The organism is Thalassotalea litorea (genome assembly GCF_043642205.1).
GTDB classification, from domain to species: Bacteria; Pseudomonadota; Gammaproteobacteria; order Enterobacterales; family Alteromonadaceae; genus Thalassotalea_A; species Thalassotalea_A litorea.
This window is the reverse complement of the sequence record NZ_JBHZSG010000001.1, coordinates 176,587-193,004: the sequence shown is the minus strand read 5'-3', so window position 1 is coordinate 193,004 and position 16,418 is coordinate 176,587. Positions and strand designations below refer to the sequence as shown.

The 16,418-nt window shown below is 45.3% G+C and carries 17 protein-coding genes; 5 read left to right on the top strand and 12 right to left on the bottom strand.

The genetic code is table 11. The features are described from left to right. The first annotated feature begins 4 nt into the window (after positions 1 to 4). The gene (locus tag ACHUFQ_RS00755) at positions 5 to 760 is read left to right on the top strand and encodes a glycerophosphodiester phosphodiesterase (protein ID WP_394172033.1); all 756 of its coding nucleotides are present in this window, start codon (positions 5 to 7) and stop codon (positions 758 to 760) included. Here the strand turns inward: ACHUFQ_RS00755 and ACHUFQ_RS00750 are convergent. From ACHUFQ_RS00750 to gspC, 12 genes are read right to left on the bottom strand one after another with little or no spacing between them, the layout of a single operon-like run. Beyond that, complete coding sequence (locus tag ACHUFQ_RS00750; protein WP_394172031.1) at positions 757 to 1,509, bottom strand: type II secretion system protein N; 753 nt, start codon at positions 1,507 to 1,509, stop codon at positions 757 to 759. The two genes, ACHUFQ_RS00755 and ACHUFQ_RS00750, sit on opposite strands and share 4 nt — an antisense overlap. Further along, positions 1,506 to 1,976, bottom strand: coding sequence for a type II secretion system protein GspM (gene gspM, locus ACHUFQ_RS00745; protein WP_394172030.1), 471 nt, complete (start codon positions 1,974 to 1,976; stop codon positions 1,506 to 1,508). The genes ACHUFQ_RS00750 and gspM overlap by 4 nt, the downstream gene beginning before the upstream one ends. Beyond that, positions 1,973 to 3,223, bottom strand: a complete 1,251-nt coding sequence (gspL, locus tag ACHUFQ_RS00740) for a type II secretion system protein GspL (RefSeq protein ID WP_394172028.1) — start codon at positions 3,221 to 3,223, stop codon at positions 1,973 to 1,975. The genes gspM and gspL overlap by 4 nt, the downstream gene beginning before the upstream one ends. After that, on the bottom strand, positions 3,223 to 4,350 hold the full coding sequence (gspK, locus tag ACHUFQ_RS00735; RefSeq protein WP_394172027.1) for a type II secretion system minor pseudopilin GspK: 1,128 nt from the start codon (positions 4,348 to 4,350) through the stop codon (positions 3,223 to 3,225). Before gspK ends, gspL begins: the two co-directional genes overlap by 1 nt. Beyond that, positions 4,347 to 4,946, bottom strand: a complete 600-nt coding sequence (gene gspJ / locus ACHUFQ_RS00730) for a type II secretion system minor pseudopilin GspJ (protein WP_394172026.1) — start codon at positions 4,944 to 4,946, stop codon at positions 4,347 to 4,349. The genes gspK and gspJ overlap by 4 nt, the downstream gene beginning before the upstream one ends. Beyond that, positions 4,946 to 5,329, bottom strand: a complete 384-nt coding sequence (gene gspI, locus ACHUFQ_RS00725) for a type II secretion system minor pseudopilin GspI (RefSeq protein ID WP_394172024.1) — start codon at positions 5,327 to 5,329, stop codon at positions 4,946 to 4,948. Before gspI ends, gspJ begins: the two co-directional genes overlap by 1 nt. Continuing rightward, entirely contained in the window at positions 5,316 to 5,882 is a 567-nt protein-coding gene (gene gspH / locus ACHUFQ_RS00720) for a type II secretion system minor pseudopilin GspH (RefSeq protein ID WP_394172022.1), read from the bottom strand. The genes gspI and gspH overlap by 14 nt, the downstream gene beginning before the upstream one ends. Positions 5,883 to 5,937: 55 nt before the next feature. Further along, a complete protein-coding gene (gene gspG, locus ACHUFQ_RS00715; protein WP_394172187.1) occupies positions 5,938 to 6,396 on the bottom strand; it encodes a type II secretion system major pseudopilin GspG in 459 nt (152 codons plus the stop codon). Positions 6,397 to 6,423: 27 nt separating this feature from the next. Further along, a complete protein-coding gene (gene gspF / locus ACHUFQ_RS00710) occupies positions 6,424 to 7,638 on the bottom strand; it encodes a type II secretion system inner membrane protein GspF (RefSeq protein WP_394172021.1) in 1,215 nt (404 codons plus the stop codon). 3 nt (positions 7,639 to 7,641) lie between these two features. Then, entirely contained in the window at positions 7,642 to 9,225 is a 1,584-nt protein-coding gene (gene gspE, locus ACHUFQ_RS00705; RefSeq protein WP_394172019.1) for a type II secretion system ATPase GspE, read from the bottom strand. An 11-nt stretch (positions 9,226 to 9,236) separates the two neighbouring features. Further along, on the bottom strand, positions 9,237 to 11,384 hold the full coding sequence (gspD, locus tag ACHUFQ_RS00700; RefSeq protein WP_394172018.1) for a type II secretion system secretin GspD: 2,148 nt from the start codon (positions 11,382 to 11,384) through the stop codon (positions 9,237 to 9,239). A 16-nt stretch (positions 11,385 to 11,400) separates the two neighbouring features. After that, positions 11,401 to 12,357, bottom strand: coding sequence for a type II secretion system protein GspC (gspC, locus tag ACHUFQ_RS00695; RefSeq protein WP_394172016.1), 957 nt, complete (start codon positions 12,355 to 12,357; stop codon positions 11,401 to 11,403). Between the two features lie 371 nt (positions 12,358 to 12,728). Here gspC and hslR point away from each other — a divergent pair, with 371 nt between their 5' ends. The 4 genes from hslR to ACHUFQ_RS00675 all read left to right on the top strand — a co-directional run bounded on the left by hslR (position 12,729) and on the right by ACHUFQ_RS00675 (position 16,412). Beyond that, entirely contained in the window at positions 12,729 to 13,142 is a 414-nt protein-coding gene (hslR, locus tag ACHUFQ_RS00690) for a ribosome-associated heat shock protein Hsp15 (protein WP_394172014.1), read from the top strand. A 2-nt stretch (positions 13,143 to 13,144) separates the two neighbouring features. Beyond that, positions 13,145 to 14,011, top strand: a complete 867-nt coding sequence (gene hslO / locus ACHUFQ_RS00685; protein ID WP_394172012.1) for an Hsp33 family molecular chaperone HslO — start codon at positions 13,145 to 13,147, stop codon at positions 14,009 to 14,011. Between the two features lie 164 nt (positions 14,012 to 14,175). Continuing rightward, positions 14,176 to 15,795, top strand: a complete 1,620-nt coding sequence (gene pckA, locus ACHUFQ_RS00680; RefSeq protein ID WP_394172011.1) for a phosphoenolpyruvate carboxykinase (ATP) — start codon at positions 14,176 to 14,178, stop codon at positions 15,793 to 15,795. Between the two features lie 278 nt (positions 15,796 to 16,073). Then, entirely contained in the window at positions 16,074 to 16,412 is a 339-nt protein-coding gene (locus tag ACHUFQ_RS00675; RefSeq protein WP_394172009.1) for a hypothetical protein, read from the top strand. Positions 16,413 to 16,418: the final 6 nt, after the last annotated feature.

The window sequence follows — 16,418 nt, the reverse complement described above, 5'->3', positions numbered from 1 at the left end:
AACTATGCTGGTATTCGCGCATCGGGGTGCCAGCGGTCATGAACCTGAAAATACAATTCTCGCGATTGAACGAGCGCTGGCCATGCAAGTGGATGCTATCGAAATCGATGTGCACTTGCTGGCCGATGGTGAATTGGTGGTCACTCATGATCGCTGGCTAAAAAACCAGCCCAACGTGCCAACACGTATTCGTGATTTAACGTTAGCGCAAATCAAAACCATCGATGTGGGTAAAGGTCAGTCCATTCCAACCCTTGATGAAGTATTGCAATGTATCAATGGCCAATGTCTGGTAAATATTGAACTCAAAGCTGATCGTACCGTGATCCCATTGCTGAAAGTTATGGACCGGGCGATTACAGATTGGCATTTTCAACCGAGTCAATTTCTCCTGTCATCCTTTAATCATCATTTGCTGTTCGAACTGAAAACCTTGAATCAACAAATCAACACCGGTGCCCTAACCGCCAGTTGCCCGCTAGATTATGCCGCATTTGCCGAGCGTCTGGATGCCTATAGCGTGCATATCGATATTGATTTTGTAAATCAGGACTTCGTTAATGATGCCCATGAAAGAGGCTTGAAAGTATTTGTTTATACTGTTGATAATGAGCAAGATATTGTTGAGATGCACCACTTAGGCATCGACGGTATTTTTAGCAATTACCCAACCCGTTCACTGGTGAAAATCGCGCACCTGAACAGTCAACAGGTGCCTGATTTAAATCCGATGATTGCCAATTCCAATATCTCTGGCTAAATGCGAATTCGATAACGTCCCTGGGCGTCTTTATTGCCAAGAAAACCTAATATAGAACGGGCGTTTTCTGGAAATTCAGGACCAGGCGTTAAATAGCCCTGCGCCGCAACACGGCCTCGTTGGCGAATAAATACCGACAATTCCAATCCGAGGTTATTATCAGGGTCGACAGTAATCTCCAATGAGTCATTTTCACAACGCAATTTTCCTTTAAAATTACCCAGTTCGACCTTTTCATCAAATGCATTGATACTGGCCTGCTGCCAGAAAATTTCACCATCGACTTCTGAACATACCTGTTTGCCGGTAATAAATTTATGCAAATCGATTGATACCAGACCACTGGCTTGCATATCTAAGGGTAAGGTGACTAAATCCACAATGCGGCTTGCTTCGATTTTTATATCGGCATTATGAAAACCAACGAGCGGGTGATCATTTCTGATGGTAAGGCTGCCAGTAGGGCCAAGTCGAGGAGAGCGCCCGAAGTTAATATCGGCACTCGGTGACATGGTTAACAGCGACAGAAAACTCAAACGCCAGTCTACGTCTTTGATTTCATAATTGCTGGTGGACATACTTTGTGCCTCACCCGCCCAGACTGAACCTGCAACGCCATGCAGAACAACATCCTGTGGTAATTCGACCATAGCGACCAGTTTGTTGGCCGGCGCAATCGCTATCACAAAGACCAGATAAACCAAGAAAAATCCCAGGCTATACAACAAGCCTTTTTTTATGTTTTTCATACTCGCCCAACCTGTAATCGACGAACTTTTACGGTACCCTGTTCGTCGCCTTTTACAATATCAATGGCCTGTATTACCAATCCTTCGCGGCTATGTAGCTGCTCAAGCCAGTGCAATAAATCATTAAACGCCACTTCATCAACCCAGACCTGAAGATTATCACCTTGAGGCTGCATTCTGGCAATTTCAATCTGATAACGCTTGGCGGTGCGATTAACGACGCTGGATAAGCTTCCGCTGCTAGGTCGAGCTCCGCCCTGGCGTTTTAACGATTCATACTTAGCCAGATTGTCATGTACCCACACCAATAATTGTTGTTGCTGTTCCGATTTTTCTGCAGAGCGCACTAAACTCTCATTAATAGGTTGCCACAGCGCAAACCAAAACACCGACAACAATACAATGACCGAACAACCGGCAACCATTTTTTGCTCTCTTGGGTTCAATCCCTGCCACCAGTCGTTCATGACTTACTCCTGATATTAAAAGACCCCACCACCTGGTCGCCCTGGTTATTCTGTGCGCCTGTGGTTACGTCCATTTCGGCTTTTTCCAATTCGGACTTAAATTGTTCAAACGCCTGGTAGTTTCCGGCTACTACCGAAATTCTCAATTCTTGACGTTTATCGTCGTATTTCATGGATTCAGGTTTCATCGTCGGCACATTTGCAAACGCCGGACGCAGCTTTTCCAACATAGTGAGCAAATTATCATCGCCACCTGCACCGCCAAGTTCGCTAATACGTGCACTGATTTGACGTTTTACCGTCGCCATTCTCACCGTTTGGGTTTGACCAAACGACTTTTTGTATTGCTGCTCAATTTTGTCAGAGTAGAGCTCATACTTGGCATTATTCTGGTAAATTTCGAACCCTTTAAGCAACATATTTAGCACTAAAGCGATGCCCGCAACAGCGGCCACTTTCAGATACATACGTATCATCGGCGAACGCTCTTCCTTAAATTGATAAGGCCCTTGTAACAGATTAAAACGACTTTGCTCGGCGTAATCTGCCAACAACTTCATCGGCAATTCCTCAGGCATCTGCTCTAAGACCAGACCTTTGGGTATGGCTGCCGACTGGTTCACATCATCGATATGGGAGAACGATTGGATATGAACATCTCCAGTCTCCTCGTCCCGTTCATGCATGTGTTGTTGCAAAAACAAGTCAAGGTAGTCCTGATCTACCACGAACCCTTGCCATGCGTCAGCTCGGACTAGCCACTGGTTATCCAGATTGACACAAACCCATTGTTGTTGATGAAACGGCAATGCCAGTACATCCGGCAGCATATTTTTTACTTTGATGTCTGCCTGCTTTAACCAGGATAGCCATTGTTGCATTTGCTGGTGGGCGACAATCGCCACGAACGTGTTTGCATCCCCTTGATAGTCCTGAGGCTCACTGGCAAAGGCAAAAAATAATCCTTCAACGTCTTCAGCCAAATCTTCCTCAAGCATATAAGGTGTAGCCTGACGGGTGGCTCGCTCATTTTTGCCGGGTACTTTTAATGTCTTTAATCGAACATCGGCACTATTAACCAGTACCTTAACGTCACGAATGTAGGCTTTTTCCGTCAGTTCGGATAATTGCGAGGCATGATCCAACTGCCCAGACGCAATCTCATCTTCCTGACCAGGGGCTGTAATTAGCCAATGGACAGGATCTACATCCTGACTCCCAAGCCTGATATATAATGTTTCTCTCATTAATGTGCTCCGATACTTCGGTTAACCACAAGCAATTCGTCATTCTTTACCATAAAGGTAGAGTTTAACGTAAAAAAGCTACCATTGAAGCTGGTTTTAGTGGTCAATTTAAAGTAATCGCTGTCGATAACAAATTGCTGTTTTAATTGATTTATATTTTTCACTTTGGCTAATTCCGATAAGCCGGTAAATGCGGCTATGGTGGCAAAACCATCTTCCGGGCGTGCCGACAAGATATCCTGAGCGGTCCCTTCATCCGTCCCGCCCAGTAACGCCTGCAATAATTTTACATCTTCGCCATCCATGGTGTTGATATTGATCTTGTGTAAATCAGAATCCGGCAGAACGCAGACATAGGGTTTCAGGGCCAAAATTACCTGTGGGGTAAAGTGCTCAATCACCCGTAATTCGTTCACTGATCCGAGTTTGCTATTGGCGGCAAGATAGGGAAATTCTTTTGCGGCATAATCATCGTCTTCGGCGCCACCAGCACTAACAATCGAATTATCTTCATCCAGCCAGTCTACTAATGCATCGGTCATCGATTCCGCTTCAAAATTGCCAATACCGTCAATTTCCAGAGAAACGATCAATTCTTTTAATGCCTCTTTTGCCAATTCGCCATTGGTTTTACTACCGCTAGAAGCACTGCCTGAGGTCGTTGTTCCACTAGCAGGTGTTGCTGCACCGCCGGTTGTTCCTCCCGCAGGTGCGGACGCAGAGGGGGTTGAGGACGAAGCTCCTCCTGGTGGTGAAGTAGAGCCCTGATTAGTTTGATCGCTATTTAGGGCATTTAAGTTCAGGCATGCCTGAAGATCGAAGATTTCACCGCTGATTTCCCCTAGCTCAACCGGAAAGCGCATTTCGCCACTTGCCCACATCTGCCCTATATGTGTTACGTTTTTACTTTCATTGAAATCCTGATACAAAACGCTTTTTGCAAATGCTTCTGCGCCCATCGCATACCAATAGGCCTGTTGATTGGATTCGAGATTCTCGTTTCGTTGTTGCTGGAACATCAGCGTCCCGCTCATTTGGGTGGCAATTATTGTCGTCAGCGCAATCACCATGAGCACGATAATGAGTGCAACACCCTGCTGCTTTTTAGGACATAGCGTTGGCATCATTGGCCAACTCCCGGTACCAGAAATTCGCGCCGAATAAGCCCTAAATCCTGTAATTCGATTTCTATCGCGATAGCCTTGGGCAACGCAGGGCCGCCGAGTTCAGCGACCCATTTATCGACGTAGAAGTATTCAAAATCGACATTATCGACACCGGTGATCAACGGGCGAATTTTTGGCTCTTCACCAACAATGCTATCGACAAATATTCGATGTAAGCGATTCAGGGTTTCTTCTTCAAGTTGATAGGCAACAGCCTGTAAGTCACTGCGAGGCAACATTAGTGCCGGGTTTGACCAGCCCTGACGCACAAACGCAATACCGTGGGTATTACCGGAATAGGTTGATTCATTACTGTGTAAAAAACCTTGCAAAGGCGCTTCGCCGTCAATTCTGACCGAGCGTTTAGTCATTTGCAGAAAGTCACGTTCCATAACCAAAAATGCACGTTGCAATTCGACCAGGCGGGCATTTTTTTCGTTTACTTTATCTCGTGAATCGAGCACCGTTGATAACATGGTCGCACTGGTTAGTCCGACCATCGCAAAAATGGCCATGGCGAGAATCACTTCCAGAAAAGTAAAACCATTGCGTTTCATCAGCGTTTACCCTGACTAAGGTAAGTCATCATCTGCGCGACAGGATATTCATCGCTGGGATCAAGACGAACTTCAATGGTGACAGCCCGCATGGATTCATCTTCGGTTTCTTCGACAATTTGCCGCCAATGCCATTGCCGATCCAACATTTCGATTTCACCTTTTTGATTTTTCTTTGGTGGCCAGTTTTTCTCAAGTGTCACCGCAACCAACTGATTTGACGCAACCCATTGAGCAACCGTATTGGTTTCCATGCGTGCTGTGCCTAACAAACTCGAGCTGGCAACTTTAATAATTGCAGTACCGGCAATGGCAAAGATGGCCATCGCTATCATCACTTCAATCAGGGTAAAACCGCGACGCTGAGAATTACGGTAATTCATCAAGCGGCCCCTCTGTGATTAACGGTAAGGTATATCCGGAACTTACTCTATAGTAAATCGGCGCATCAAAACCGTCATCAAAGGCAAAAGTCAGTTGAAATGGGGTAATGTCACCACCGGATAAGATGTAAACCTGGGGGAAAACCGGTTCTTCCTCTTCGTCAAGGTAGAACTCTTCCTGGCGCTCTTCGAAATCCTCGGTGTCGATACCAAGTTGGGTCTCGATAGGTAAATCTTCAAGATTAAGGCTGATAGAAAAGGGGTCACTGAACTCAACCCTTTCGAGCCTGTCAATGTCGTCTAGCGGTTGCCAGCGCTGGCCATCGAATCCATAAAACTCGTAAATATTGTCTTCGACCAACAACCCCAGTTCGAGGTTATTTAGTAATGCGTACTCTGCTGCCAAGGTAAATAACGAATCAAAGCGCTTGGCGTGAACTTCGAGATCCTGGCTAAAATCCTGGCCACGTAATGTTGGAATAAGCAATGAGGCCATAATGCCGATAATGACGATTACCAGCATCACTTCGAGTAACGTAAAGCCTCGCGACATTCGCCTCACTTGCTATTCTCCTCAGGATAAAACGCGTGACTAATCAGTTACTGCGTTAGTCGTCGTTTGACGCTTTACCTGAACGCCATTCTTCCAGATTCCAGTTACCGATATCATCATCAGTACCCGCTTCACCATCTTCGCCAGGGCTAAACACGTCAAACTTGCCAAATTCACCCGGGCTGATCAGTATGTAATCGCTGCCCCAAGGGTCTTGCGGTAGACGGTTTATGTAACCGCCCGATTGAAAACGACGAGGGATCGGTTCAATATCCGATTCTTCAACCAATGCTTCAAGGCCTTGGTCAGTCGTTGGATAACGATAGTTATCGGTTTTATACATATTCAAAGCATTTTCCAAAGCGCTAACATCCGATATCGCTTTTTGAATGTTCGCCTTCCCTAAGTTACCCATAATATTAGGCACCACTAAACCGGCAAGAACACCTAAAATAACGATGACTACCATGATTTCGATCAGCGTAAAGCCTTTTACGCGTTTAATATTTCTAATACGTTTCATGTTACTACCTATTCCATCTTAAACTAGTGTATTCAATTGAATGATTGGCAGCATAATTGCCAGGACAATCAATAATACCACGCCTGCCATCACCACCATAATCAATGGCTCAAACACCTTCAAGGAAATGCTGACAACGGCGGAAAATTCACGATCCTGATTATCCGCTGCACGACCCAGCATTTGTTCCAGCTCACCACTTTTTTCACCACTGGCTATCATATGAAGCATCATCGGTGGAAACAACTTGGTTTGCTCTAATGCTTTGCGAAGGCTGGAACCTTCCCGCACCAGTTCGGCGCTTTGTTGTACTTTTTCTTTAATGTAATCATTGGTCAGCACCTCTCCGGATATTTTCATACTATCGAGTAAAGGCACGGCACTGGCCGTTAATATACTTAATGTTCGGGCAAAACGAGCGGTATTCAAACCACGAATGATTTTACCTACCAACGGCAATCGCAACGAGTGCTGGTGCACCTTTAAGCGAAAGCCACTGCGTTTCATCATTTGATTAAATATCAAATAGAATACGGCCAGAGCAATAAGAATAATGACAATGTAATCTTGTAAAAATTCACTGGTGGCAATTAAAAATTGGGTAATGGCTGGCAGCGATTGCCCCATGTGTTCAAACTGACTGACAATTTGAGGCACTACATAAATCAATAACGCAATAATAACCGCACTGGCTACCAGCACCATCACTATCGGATAAATCATCGCCTGAAGCATTTGACTGCGGGTTTGCTGGCGTTGTTCGGTATAATCTGCCAAGCGATTCAGCACCTTATCGAGATGACCGGATTTCTCACCGGCGGCAACCATGGCCCGAAATAAATCGTCAAAGATAAGCGGATAGTCGGCCATACTCTCGGCCAGGGAATAACCTTCGGTAACTTTAGAGCGTACCGACATAATCATACTTTTCAGTCGATCTTTGTCACATTGTTCGCCCACAGCCACCAGGGCTTCTTCTAGCGGTAAACCAGACTCTACTAGCGTTGCCAATTGGCGCGTAATCAACGCCAGATCCGTAGAAGAAATCTTTCGTGCAAACAATGACTTGGCGGCGCTTTGTTCCTTGGCCTTGTTTAGGCTTGGCGTGACTTCCAGTGGAATTAATCCTTGCTCTCGCAACTGCGAACGAACCTGGCGAGCATTATCCCCTTCGATAACACCCTTAACGTTCTTACCGCTTGAATTAACGGCCTGATAATCAAATGCTGGCATAAATTAACCTTCCCGGGTAACTCTCATGACCTCTTCAAGGGTCGTTATTCCTGCCAGCACTTTGTCGACACCATCATCACGAATACTTGGCGTATGGGAGCGTACTGCTTTTTCAATGGCTCGCTCGCCTTTGCCATTTTGAATCAGTTCCCGGACCATATCATCGACCACAATCAGTTCGTGTATGCCGGTACGTCCCCGATAACCGCTGTAGTTACAACTCACACACCCTTTAGCTCGGTAAATAGTAGGCGTTTGCGATGCATCCAGCTCCATTAATACGCGCTCTTCTTCCGTCGGAACGTGGGTTTCTTTACATTCATCACATAATGTTCGCACCAGTCGTTGGGCAAGCACGCCAAGTAGTGAAGAAGAAATCAAAAACGGCTCAATCCCCATATCTTCAAGTCGGGTAATAGCACCGGCTGCCGTATTGGTATGCAAGGTAGATAATACCAGGTGACCGGTTAAACTGGCCTGAACGGAGATTTGTGCCGTTTCCAGATCGCGGATCTCACCAACCATAACCACATCGGGATCCTGACGCAAGATGGCTCGAAGGCCACGGGCAAAGGTCATGTCCACTTTGGTATTAACCTGGGTTTGACCTATGCCTTCAATATCAAATTCAATCGGATCTTCTACAGTCAGAATATTACGCTCATTATTGTCAATTTGCGTCAATCCAGCGTATAAGGTGGTACTTTTACCGGAACCTGTAGGACCGGTGACCAGAATAATGCCATGGGGTTTGGCGATAATATTACTGAATCGCTCACGAGCAGCATCGGTCATCCCCAAATCCTGCAGGTTCAATCGCGCGGCATTTTTGTCTAATAGACGCAGAACCACGCGCTCACCATGACTTGAAGGCATCGTAGACACCCGGACATCGACCGCCCGGCCACCAATCCGCAATGAAATACGACCATCTTGCGGGATGCGTTTTTCGGCGATATCCAGCTTTGCCATAACTTTGATCCGGGAAACGAGCATAGATGCCAGTTTCCGGTTCGGTTGCAGCACTTCTCGCAAGACACCATCGACGCGAAAACGAACCCTTAGCACTTTCTCAAAGGTTTCAATATGAATATCTGAGGCATTTTCTTTGATGGCTTCACTTAACATCGCATTAATCAATTTAATGATCGGTGCATCGTCTTCATTATTAAGCAAGTCTTCCGCTTCATGGATTTCATCGGCAAGTGAGTACATATTCACTTCTTTACCGATATCTTCCATCATTTGCTTAGCTTCCGATGAATCTCGCTGATACGCCAGAGTCAGCAATTGTTCAAATTCATCATCACTATGTTGTTCTACGATAAACGTCTGACCAAGATAACGGCGAACTTCTAATAATGCATCGGTTGTTACCTGTGAGGTGCAATGCAGTGCAAATCCTTCATCACGATGCTCAAGTAACACGTTATGACGGTTTGCAAACGCAAACGGCAATTGTTGAGGGGCTGTTTCTACAATCGCCTCATCTTCTGATAACTCAACGTCGACAGCATTGGTTTCGGTAACCAATGCGTCTTTTTGCTCGCCGTCGCTCGCCTGTTTGTAATGATCAAACTGACTCATAAGTAAATCCTTTAAGCTGGATCCCGGGGTTTTTGCTCGTCACCTTCCGGTGGCTGTTCTTTACCCTCTTCATATTGCTCATCTTCAAGGATTTCACGTTGTTCCATGTAATCTTCAAAAGTTGGAGGCAATGCCAGACTTTCATTCCACTCTGGCAATAACGGCAAGGCTTCATCATCTAACAAATACAGCCCATCTTCCTGTTTGCGGATTTCCTGAGCCCGGATAAAGTTATATTTTTCTCGGGATATCATATCCATGGCTGTGCCTTCGCGCACAATGGTCGGACGAAGGAAAACCATAAGGTTACGTTTACGCACGGTATTACCGGTTGAGCTAAACAGATGACCAAGAATCGGGATATCACCAAGCAGAGGAACTTTTTGCTGACTTTCCTGCACATCTTCATCAATCAAACCACCGAGGACAATCGTCGCACCATTATCGGCCATCACCGTGGTTTTGATTTCGCGTTTATTGATCGCAATATCAACTTCCGTCGCGCCGCTGACACTGGAAACTTCTTGCTCTATGGTCAGTTGCACACCAGTGCCTTCATTCACCTGAGGGGTAACTCTTAACTTGATACCCACTTCTTTACGATCTACCGTCTGGAATGGATTTGAATTGTTCGAACCAGTAGATGAGCCAGTGATAATCGGGACTTCCTGACCGACAATAAAATACGCTTCTTCGTTATCTAAGGTGGTGATGCTCGGCGTTGCCAACAAGTTTGAATTAACATCGCTTTGTACTGCCTGAATAACCGCACCCCAATCATCTTCGAGGATGCCAAACATCATGCCGTTAACGTTACCTAACAGTTGCGCTAATAACGTATAATCATCAGGTTCATCTGGATTATTTGAACGCGTAATTGAACCATCTGGATTTACAATTTCTGTTTGCGAAGCTTCCTCACCTTGACCGGCAACATAGGCACCGGCGATTTGTGAAATTGGCACAACGCCATTGGTAAACTGGGTAAAACCGCCTTCGGCACTTCCCCACTGCACACCAAGTTGCGCACCGTCACTTTCGAAAACTTCAACGATAATGGCTTCGATATGCACCTGCGCACGACGAATATCCAGCTGGCGTATAACCGATTCTAATGAGCGCAGCATATCCGGCTCTGCGGTAATTACCAAAGCGTTGGTATCACTATGAGATTCAATGGTAACGTTACGGTTGCCGCCGCTGCTGCGACGCGCTGTTGAATTTGTCCCTGATGTTTTTGCCTGAGATTCGCGTTGCATGGTGTCAGAAACACTTTGTAAAACGGTGACAAGATCTTCCGCCTTGGCATATTTCAAATAGTAAACCCGGGTATTGCCTGAAGTCTCCAGTTCACTATCAAGACGACTAATCAAACGCGCGATACGATCGCGAGCCTGGCCTTCGCCCGAAATAATGACTGAATTAGTGCGATCATCGGCGACGATTTTGGGAATAAGGAATGCTGGCGTATCGGCTTTTCCCGAGGCAGGTTTATTGATGTTTTCAATAATACGCACCATTTCACTGGCAGACGCATATTTCAATTTGACGATATTAACATCCTGATCGCCAGCGCGGTCAACACGAGTGATGATTTGCACCAGGCGATTCACCACGGCAGCCGTGCCCGTTAGCATAATGACATTGGAAGGCTCATAGTGAACGACATTGCCGCCACCAGCCTGATCGCTCAGTTGTCGCAATAACGGTGATAGCTCACGGACCGAGACATTTTTAACCGATACCACGCGGGTAACCATTTCATCGCCCTGACCTGGAGCTTCATCACCAACAACGGGGATAGCCGCGCTCTTGGCATCTTTATTCGGGATAACTTTTAATACATTGTTATCCATTTCCACAACCGAAAAACCATACACTTCTAACACGTTCAAAAAGAACTGATAGTATTGTTTTTCGGTCAGCAAATCGTAACTGCGAACATTTATTTTACCGCGAACTTTAGGGTCGACAATGATGGTTTTTTTGAGGTTTTTGCCAACGATATTGACGAATTCGGTGATTTCAGTCCCTTTGAAATTCGGTGAATACTGAGCGGCAAAGCTCGATGCCGTCCACAGGGTGCTGGACATAATCAATGTACTGACACTAAACAGTGCTGCACGCTTGAGCTGTTTTGCGCTAGCAAAGAGGCGCATGGGGTTTCTCCAATTATTAATTTTCTAAATCGAGGGAAATATTCTGTATTTCCCCGCCTCGTTTGACCACGAGCGACAATTGTGTCGACTGACGTAATTCCATCAGGGCTTGTTGTGCCTGACGCATGTCAGTTAAATCATTGCCATTGATCTGTAACGCGATATCACCGGCCTTGAGGCCAACATCGCTAAAAAATTCTCTGTCTTTACCAGGCGATAATCGATACCCCTGTATTTTTCCCCGCTCGCGATGGGGAGACACTTTTATATAGTCGGTAAATTTTCCCGGGTTATCTTTAAGATCGGCTTTTAACTGAGCAACTCGCTCTTTAATTTTTGCCTGATTCACTTTCACCTGGTTGCTGTCCGGGGAGTTGGCCTGTGCCTTGGTTAACGTTTGTCGCGAATTTGCACGGTTGGTTGTAGGACCATCAGAGTTTGGCGCCCCAGCGGCAGGTGTTTTTTTCGAATATTCAAACCCATCGAGCATCAGGGTTTCTAAACGGCCAGCAGATTCGATAATGACTCTATCGGTTCTGACCCGTTTTAAAATCGCCCGGGTCCCTTCAATTTTATCTTCAACGCCGTAAGTTTCCTGCTTGCCTTGAGACTCAATAATAGCCGCCGCTACAGAAGGATCATCGGAAGCGACCAGGCCGGTCAGGGTAAGGTTAAGACGGGTTTCAGGCGCAGATTCTTCTTCAAGCTCGGTGGCCTGAGCATTTTTCTGCTGTTCGGTTTTGACCCCAAATAAATTAAGCTTTTTAAACTCAGCAGTATCAAACGACTCGGCGTTCGTTTGGTTATTCCCGGAAGATGCGCTTTTCATCGCAACAACTTGTGGATCCGGAAAAAACAGCCAAGTGCCTTTAGCCAGCATGTAAGCTATATATGTTATCAGGATAATTCCCAGAGCCTGACTAATTCCCTTTTGCGGGAGTTTTTGCCAGATCTGGACAAGCCTGTCTGTCATTTGAGCCAAATCCATAAATATTTGTTTAATTTATTATAATAGTTTACAGGCTGTTTTTTAGTGTTGTAATTTTCCAGCGTAACCCTAATGCTTATAGCGCTGATAGAAAGGAGCGAGACGGAGGCGCGTGGTACAATTCTCAGTCTCAGAATAACTGGTTTTTTAAAATATTCCCCTTTCTTTTTTTGGGAATAAAACGAAACAGACTCTGTAATTTGATTGCCCGATAATACGTTACCCACACGGAGTCAACAAGGTATTGCGAGATTTTTTTCTGATTATTTTCAGAACCGGTCAAATTACCAGCAACCACAACTGGTTTCAAGCACATGACTATGGTAGATTCGCGCCCCATTATAAGTGGAGAAATTATGGCTAAAAAATCCGATAAATTAAGCGCTTGTGATAATCAATATCGCCTGGATAAATGGCTGTGGGCAGCTCGTTTTTATAAAACCCGCGCGATAGCCAAGCAAATGATAGAAGGCGGCAAAGTGTTCTATAATGGACAGCGAACAAAATCGGCAAAGATAGTTGCCATTGGTGACAAAGTTCGAATACGTCAGGGATTCGACGAAAAAGAAGTCATTATCGAGGCACTGGCGGATCGTCGTAAAGACGCCACCTTTGCCCAGACTCTTTATCAGGAAACCGAAGAAAGCTTAAACCGTCGGGAAGCAACAGCCCAGGCCCGCAAGCAAGGGCTGCTATTATCACCGGGCACAGAAACCAAACCTGATAAGAAACAACGCCGGCAAATACGACAATTTAAAGAAAGGATCTAATCGTGAGCGAAAACTTTGATGTCTTAAATCGTTATCTGTTTGAAGAATTACATGTTCGTGGAGAAATCGTTCAGCTAAAGCAAAGCTTTGGCGACATTATTGGTGTTCATGACTACCCGTTAGCCGTCACGCGCTTGCTTGGCGAACTGTTAGCGGCGACGAGCTTGCTCACTGCAACCCTGAAGTTTGAAGGGGAGATTTCTGTGCAACTACAGGGGGATGGACCTGTAGCTTTTGCGGTCATTAATGGTAACCATGAGCAACAAATGCGCGGTGTCGCGCAGGTTAATGGCACGATTGTGGGCGACACCTTAAGCGATATGCTGGGCAACGCCAATATGGTCATAACCATCATGCCAAAGCATGGCGAACGATATCAGGGTATCGTTGCCCTGGAAGGTGAGACGTTAAGTCAATGTCTGGAGCACTATTTTGCGACCTCTGAACAGCTAACCACAAAAATCTGGTTGAGCGTTGATGCGCAGAATCGTCAGGCAGCAGGTATGTTGCTACAGGTTTTGCCCGATTCTGACGATAAAGAACAACAACTTGCCGACTTTGATCATATAAGCCAATTAACCAATACGGTTAAAGATGAAGAGTTATATTCTCTAGAGGCCGAACAATTATTGTTCCGCCTTTATCATCAAGAGAAAGTGCGTTTGTTTGAGCCGCAACAGGTTAGCTTCAACTGCGGTTGTTCCGAAGATAAATGTTTGGCGGCGATCATGAATCTTTCCAAGCAGGAAATCGAAGAACATATCGAAGAATACATGACTATCGACATGACCTGTGATTATTGTCAAAAGACTTACCACTTTGACCGACAAAAATTACAACCTATTCTCAACCCACAAACTCAGCATTAACAAGTGTTAACGCTAACCTTTCACAATTATGAAAGTTTGCCTGAAAACTTTCACAATTGACTTCCACTACTCTTGAATTTTCGTTACTATTTGCCCGTATTTCACCGGGCAATTTGCCTTATTTGTTAAAGCAACAATAAATCGCATTCAGGAGCACAGCTAAAATGACCGCCGCCAAGTCACTTGATCTATCCCAATACGGCATTGAAAATACTGCGGAAATTATTCACAACCCTTCGTATGACACCCTCTTTGAGGAAGAAACAAAGCCGGATCTAACTGGCTTTGAACAAGGGAAAGTCACAAAATCTGGCGCTGTCGCTGTTGATACCGGCATTTTTACGGGCCGATCGCCAAAAGACAAATATATTGTCCGCGATGAACTGACCAAAGATACAGTCTGGTGGTCGGATCAAGGTAAAAACGACAACAAACCCATGTCACAGGAAACCTGGCGGTCACTAAAAGATCTGGTTACAAAACAGCTTTCCAGTAAGCGACTATTTGTTATGGACACGTATTGTGGCGCAAATCCCGATACCCGATTAAAAGTTCGCTTTATCACTGAAGTTGCTTGGCAGGCACACTTTGTAAAAAATATGTTTATTCGTCCCAGTGACGAAGAACTTTGCGGTTATGAACCGGACTTTGTCGTTATGAATGGTGCTAAAACCAATAATCCGGATTGGCAGCAGCAGGGATTAAACTCTGAAAATTTTGTCGCCTTTAATCTAACCGAACGGATCCAATTGATCGGTGGTACCTGGTACGGCGGTGAAATGAAAAAGGGTATGTTCTCAATGATGAACTACCTACTACCTCTGCAAGGGATCGCATCAATGCATTGTAGTGCGAATGTATGTGAAAAAGGCGACGTGGCGATTTTCTTTGGGTTATCCGGAACCGGTAAAACGACGTTATCTACTGATCCCAAACGTCAGTTAATCGGGGACGACGAACATGGCTGGGACGACAATGGTGTCTTTAATTTTGAAGGCGGCTGTTATGCAAAAACTATTAACCTGAGCGCCGAAAATGAACCTGACATTTATCAGGCTATCCGTCGCGACGCGTTGCTGGAGAATGTCGTGGTCGATGATCAGGGTAATATCGATTACGACGATGGCTCAAAAACCGAGAACACCCGAGTTTCCTATCCGATTTACCACATCGATAATATTGTTAAGCTAGTATCAAAAGCCGGCCATGCAACTAAAGTGATTTTCCTGACCGCGGATGCTTTTGGTGTACTTCCTCCGGTCGCGAAACTGGATGACAAACAAACCGAATATTACTTCCTTTCTGGGTTTACGGCTAAATTGGCAGGCACAGAGCGAGGCATAACGGAACCGACTCCAACCTTTTCGAGCTGTTTTGGGGCGGCCTTTTTAAGTCTGCATCCAACCCAATATGCGGCTGTACTGCGCAAGCGCATGCAGGCATCTGGCGCGCAAGCGTACCTGGTAAACACCGGATGGAATGGTTCTGGTAAACGTATCTCAATTAAAGATACGCGAGCGATTATCGATGCAATTTTGGATGGCTCCATTGATGATGCCCCGCAAAAATCTCTGCCTATCTTCAACTTAGATGTACCGTTAGCGCTTCCAGGGGTAAATGATCAAATCCTCGACCCGCGTGATACCTACGAAGATGCGGATATCTGGAACCAAAAGGCTGAAAATCTGGCGGAATTATTTATCAATAATTTCGAAAAATTTACCGACACTGAGCATGGTGAACAATTGGTAGTTGCCGGTCCTCAGCTTAAAGTAAACGCCTAAAATAAACGCTCAAGCTTAGGCTTTGATAGAATATGGGAATTGCGGCTCATCGCAATTCCCATATTTTTGTAGCTTCCCAACCTGTAATTCTTATACACCAGCGCATTTAACGACACGACTAATGTGCGTGTCATCTTACCCTTTTTGACGTGAAATCTTTGTGCTTAGTTAAGTAGCTTTTTTGCCATTTCCCATCTAACTTTAAACATCTGCACCGTGTATTTTGTTAGGACGGCGATAATGGAAAGCAAAACTACTTAACAATAATAGCGAATAAAATGATAATTCTTGATCAGGAAGTCCCTTTAAAAGAGAACCTGTTGTACGCCATCGAACGCCACAAAATATTGTGGATGTTACTGATCCTTTCCGCTGTTTTTGATTTTATCACCACCTACCACTTTATGACGCAAGGCAGTATCGACCTGGAAGCTAATTTAATTATTCGTTACCTGGCCCATACGCTGGGCATTGTTGTTGGTGTTGGATTAGGAAAAATAATGCAATTGGGGGCAGCGATGGCCTTTTGCGCATTAAACAAAGAAATGTCCAGAGGTGTGCTGTTAATTATTCTGGCGCTAAACTGCTTTGCGATCACCGTCAATACCATTTATTAGATCGGT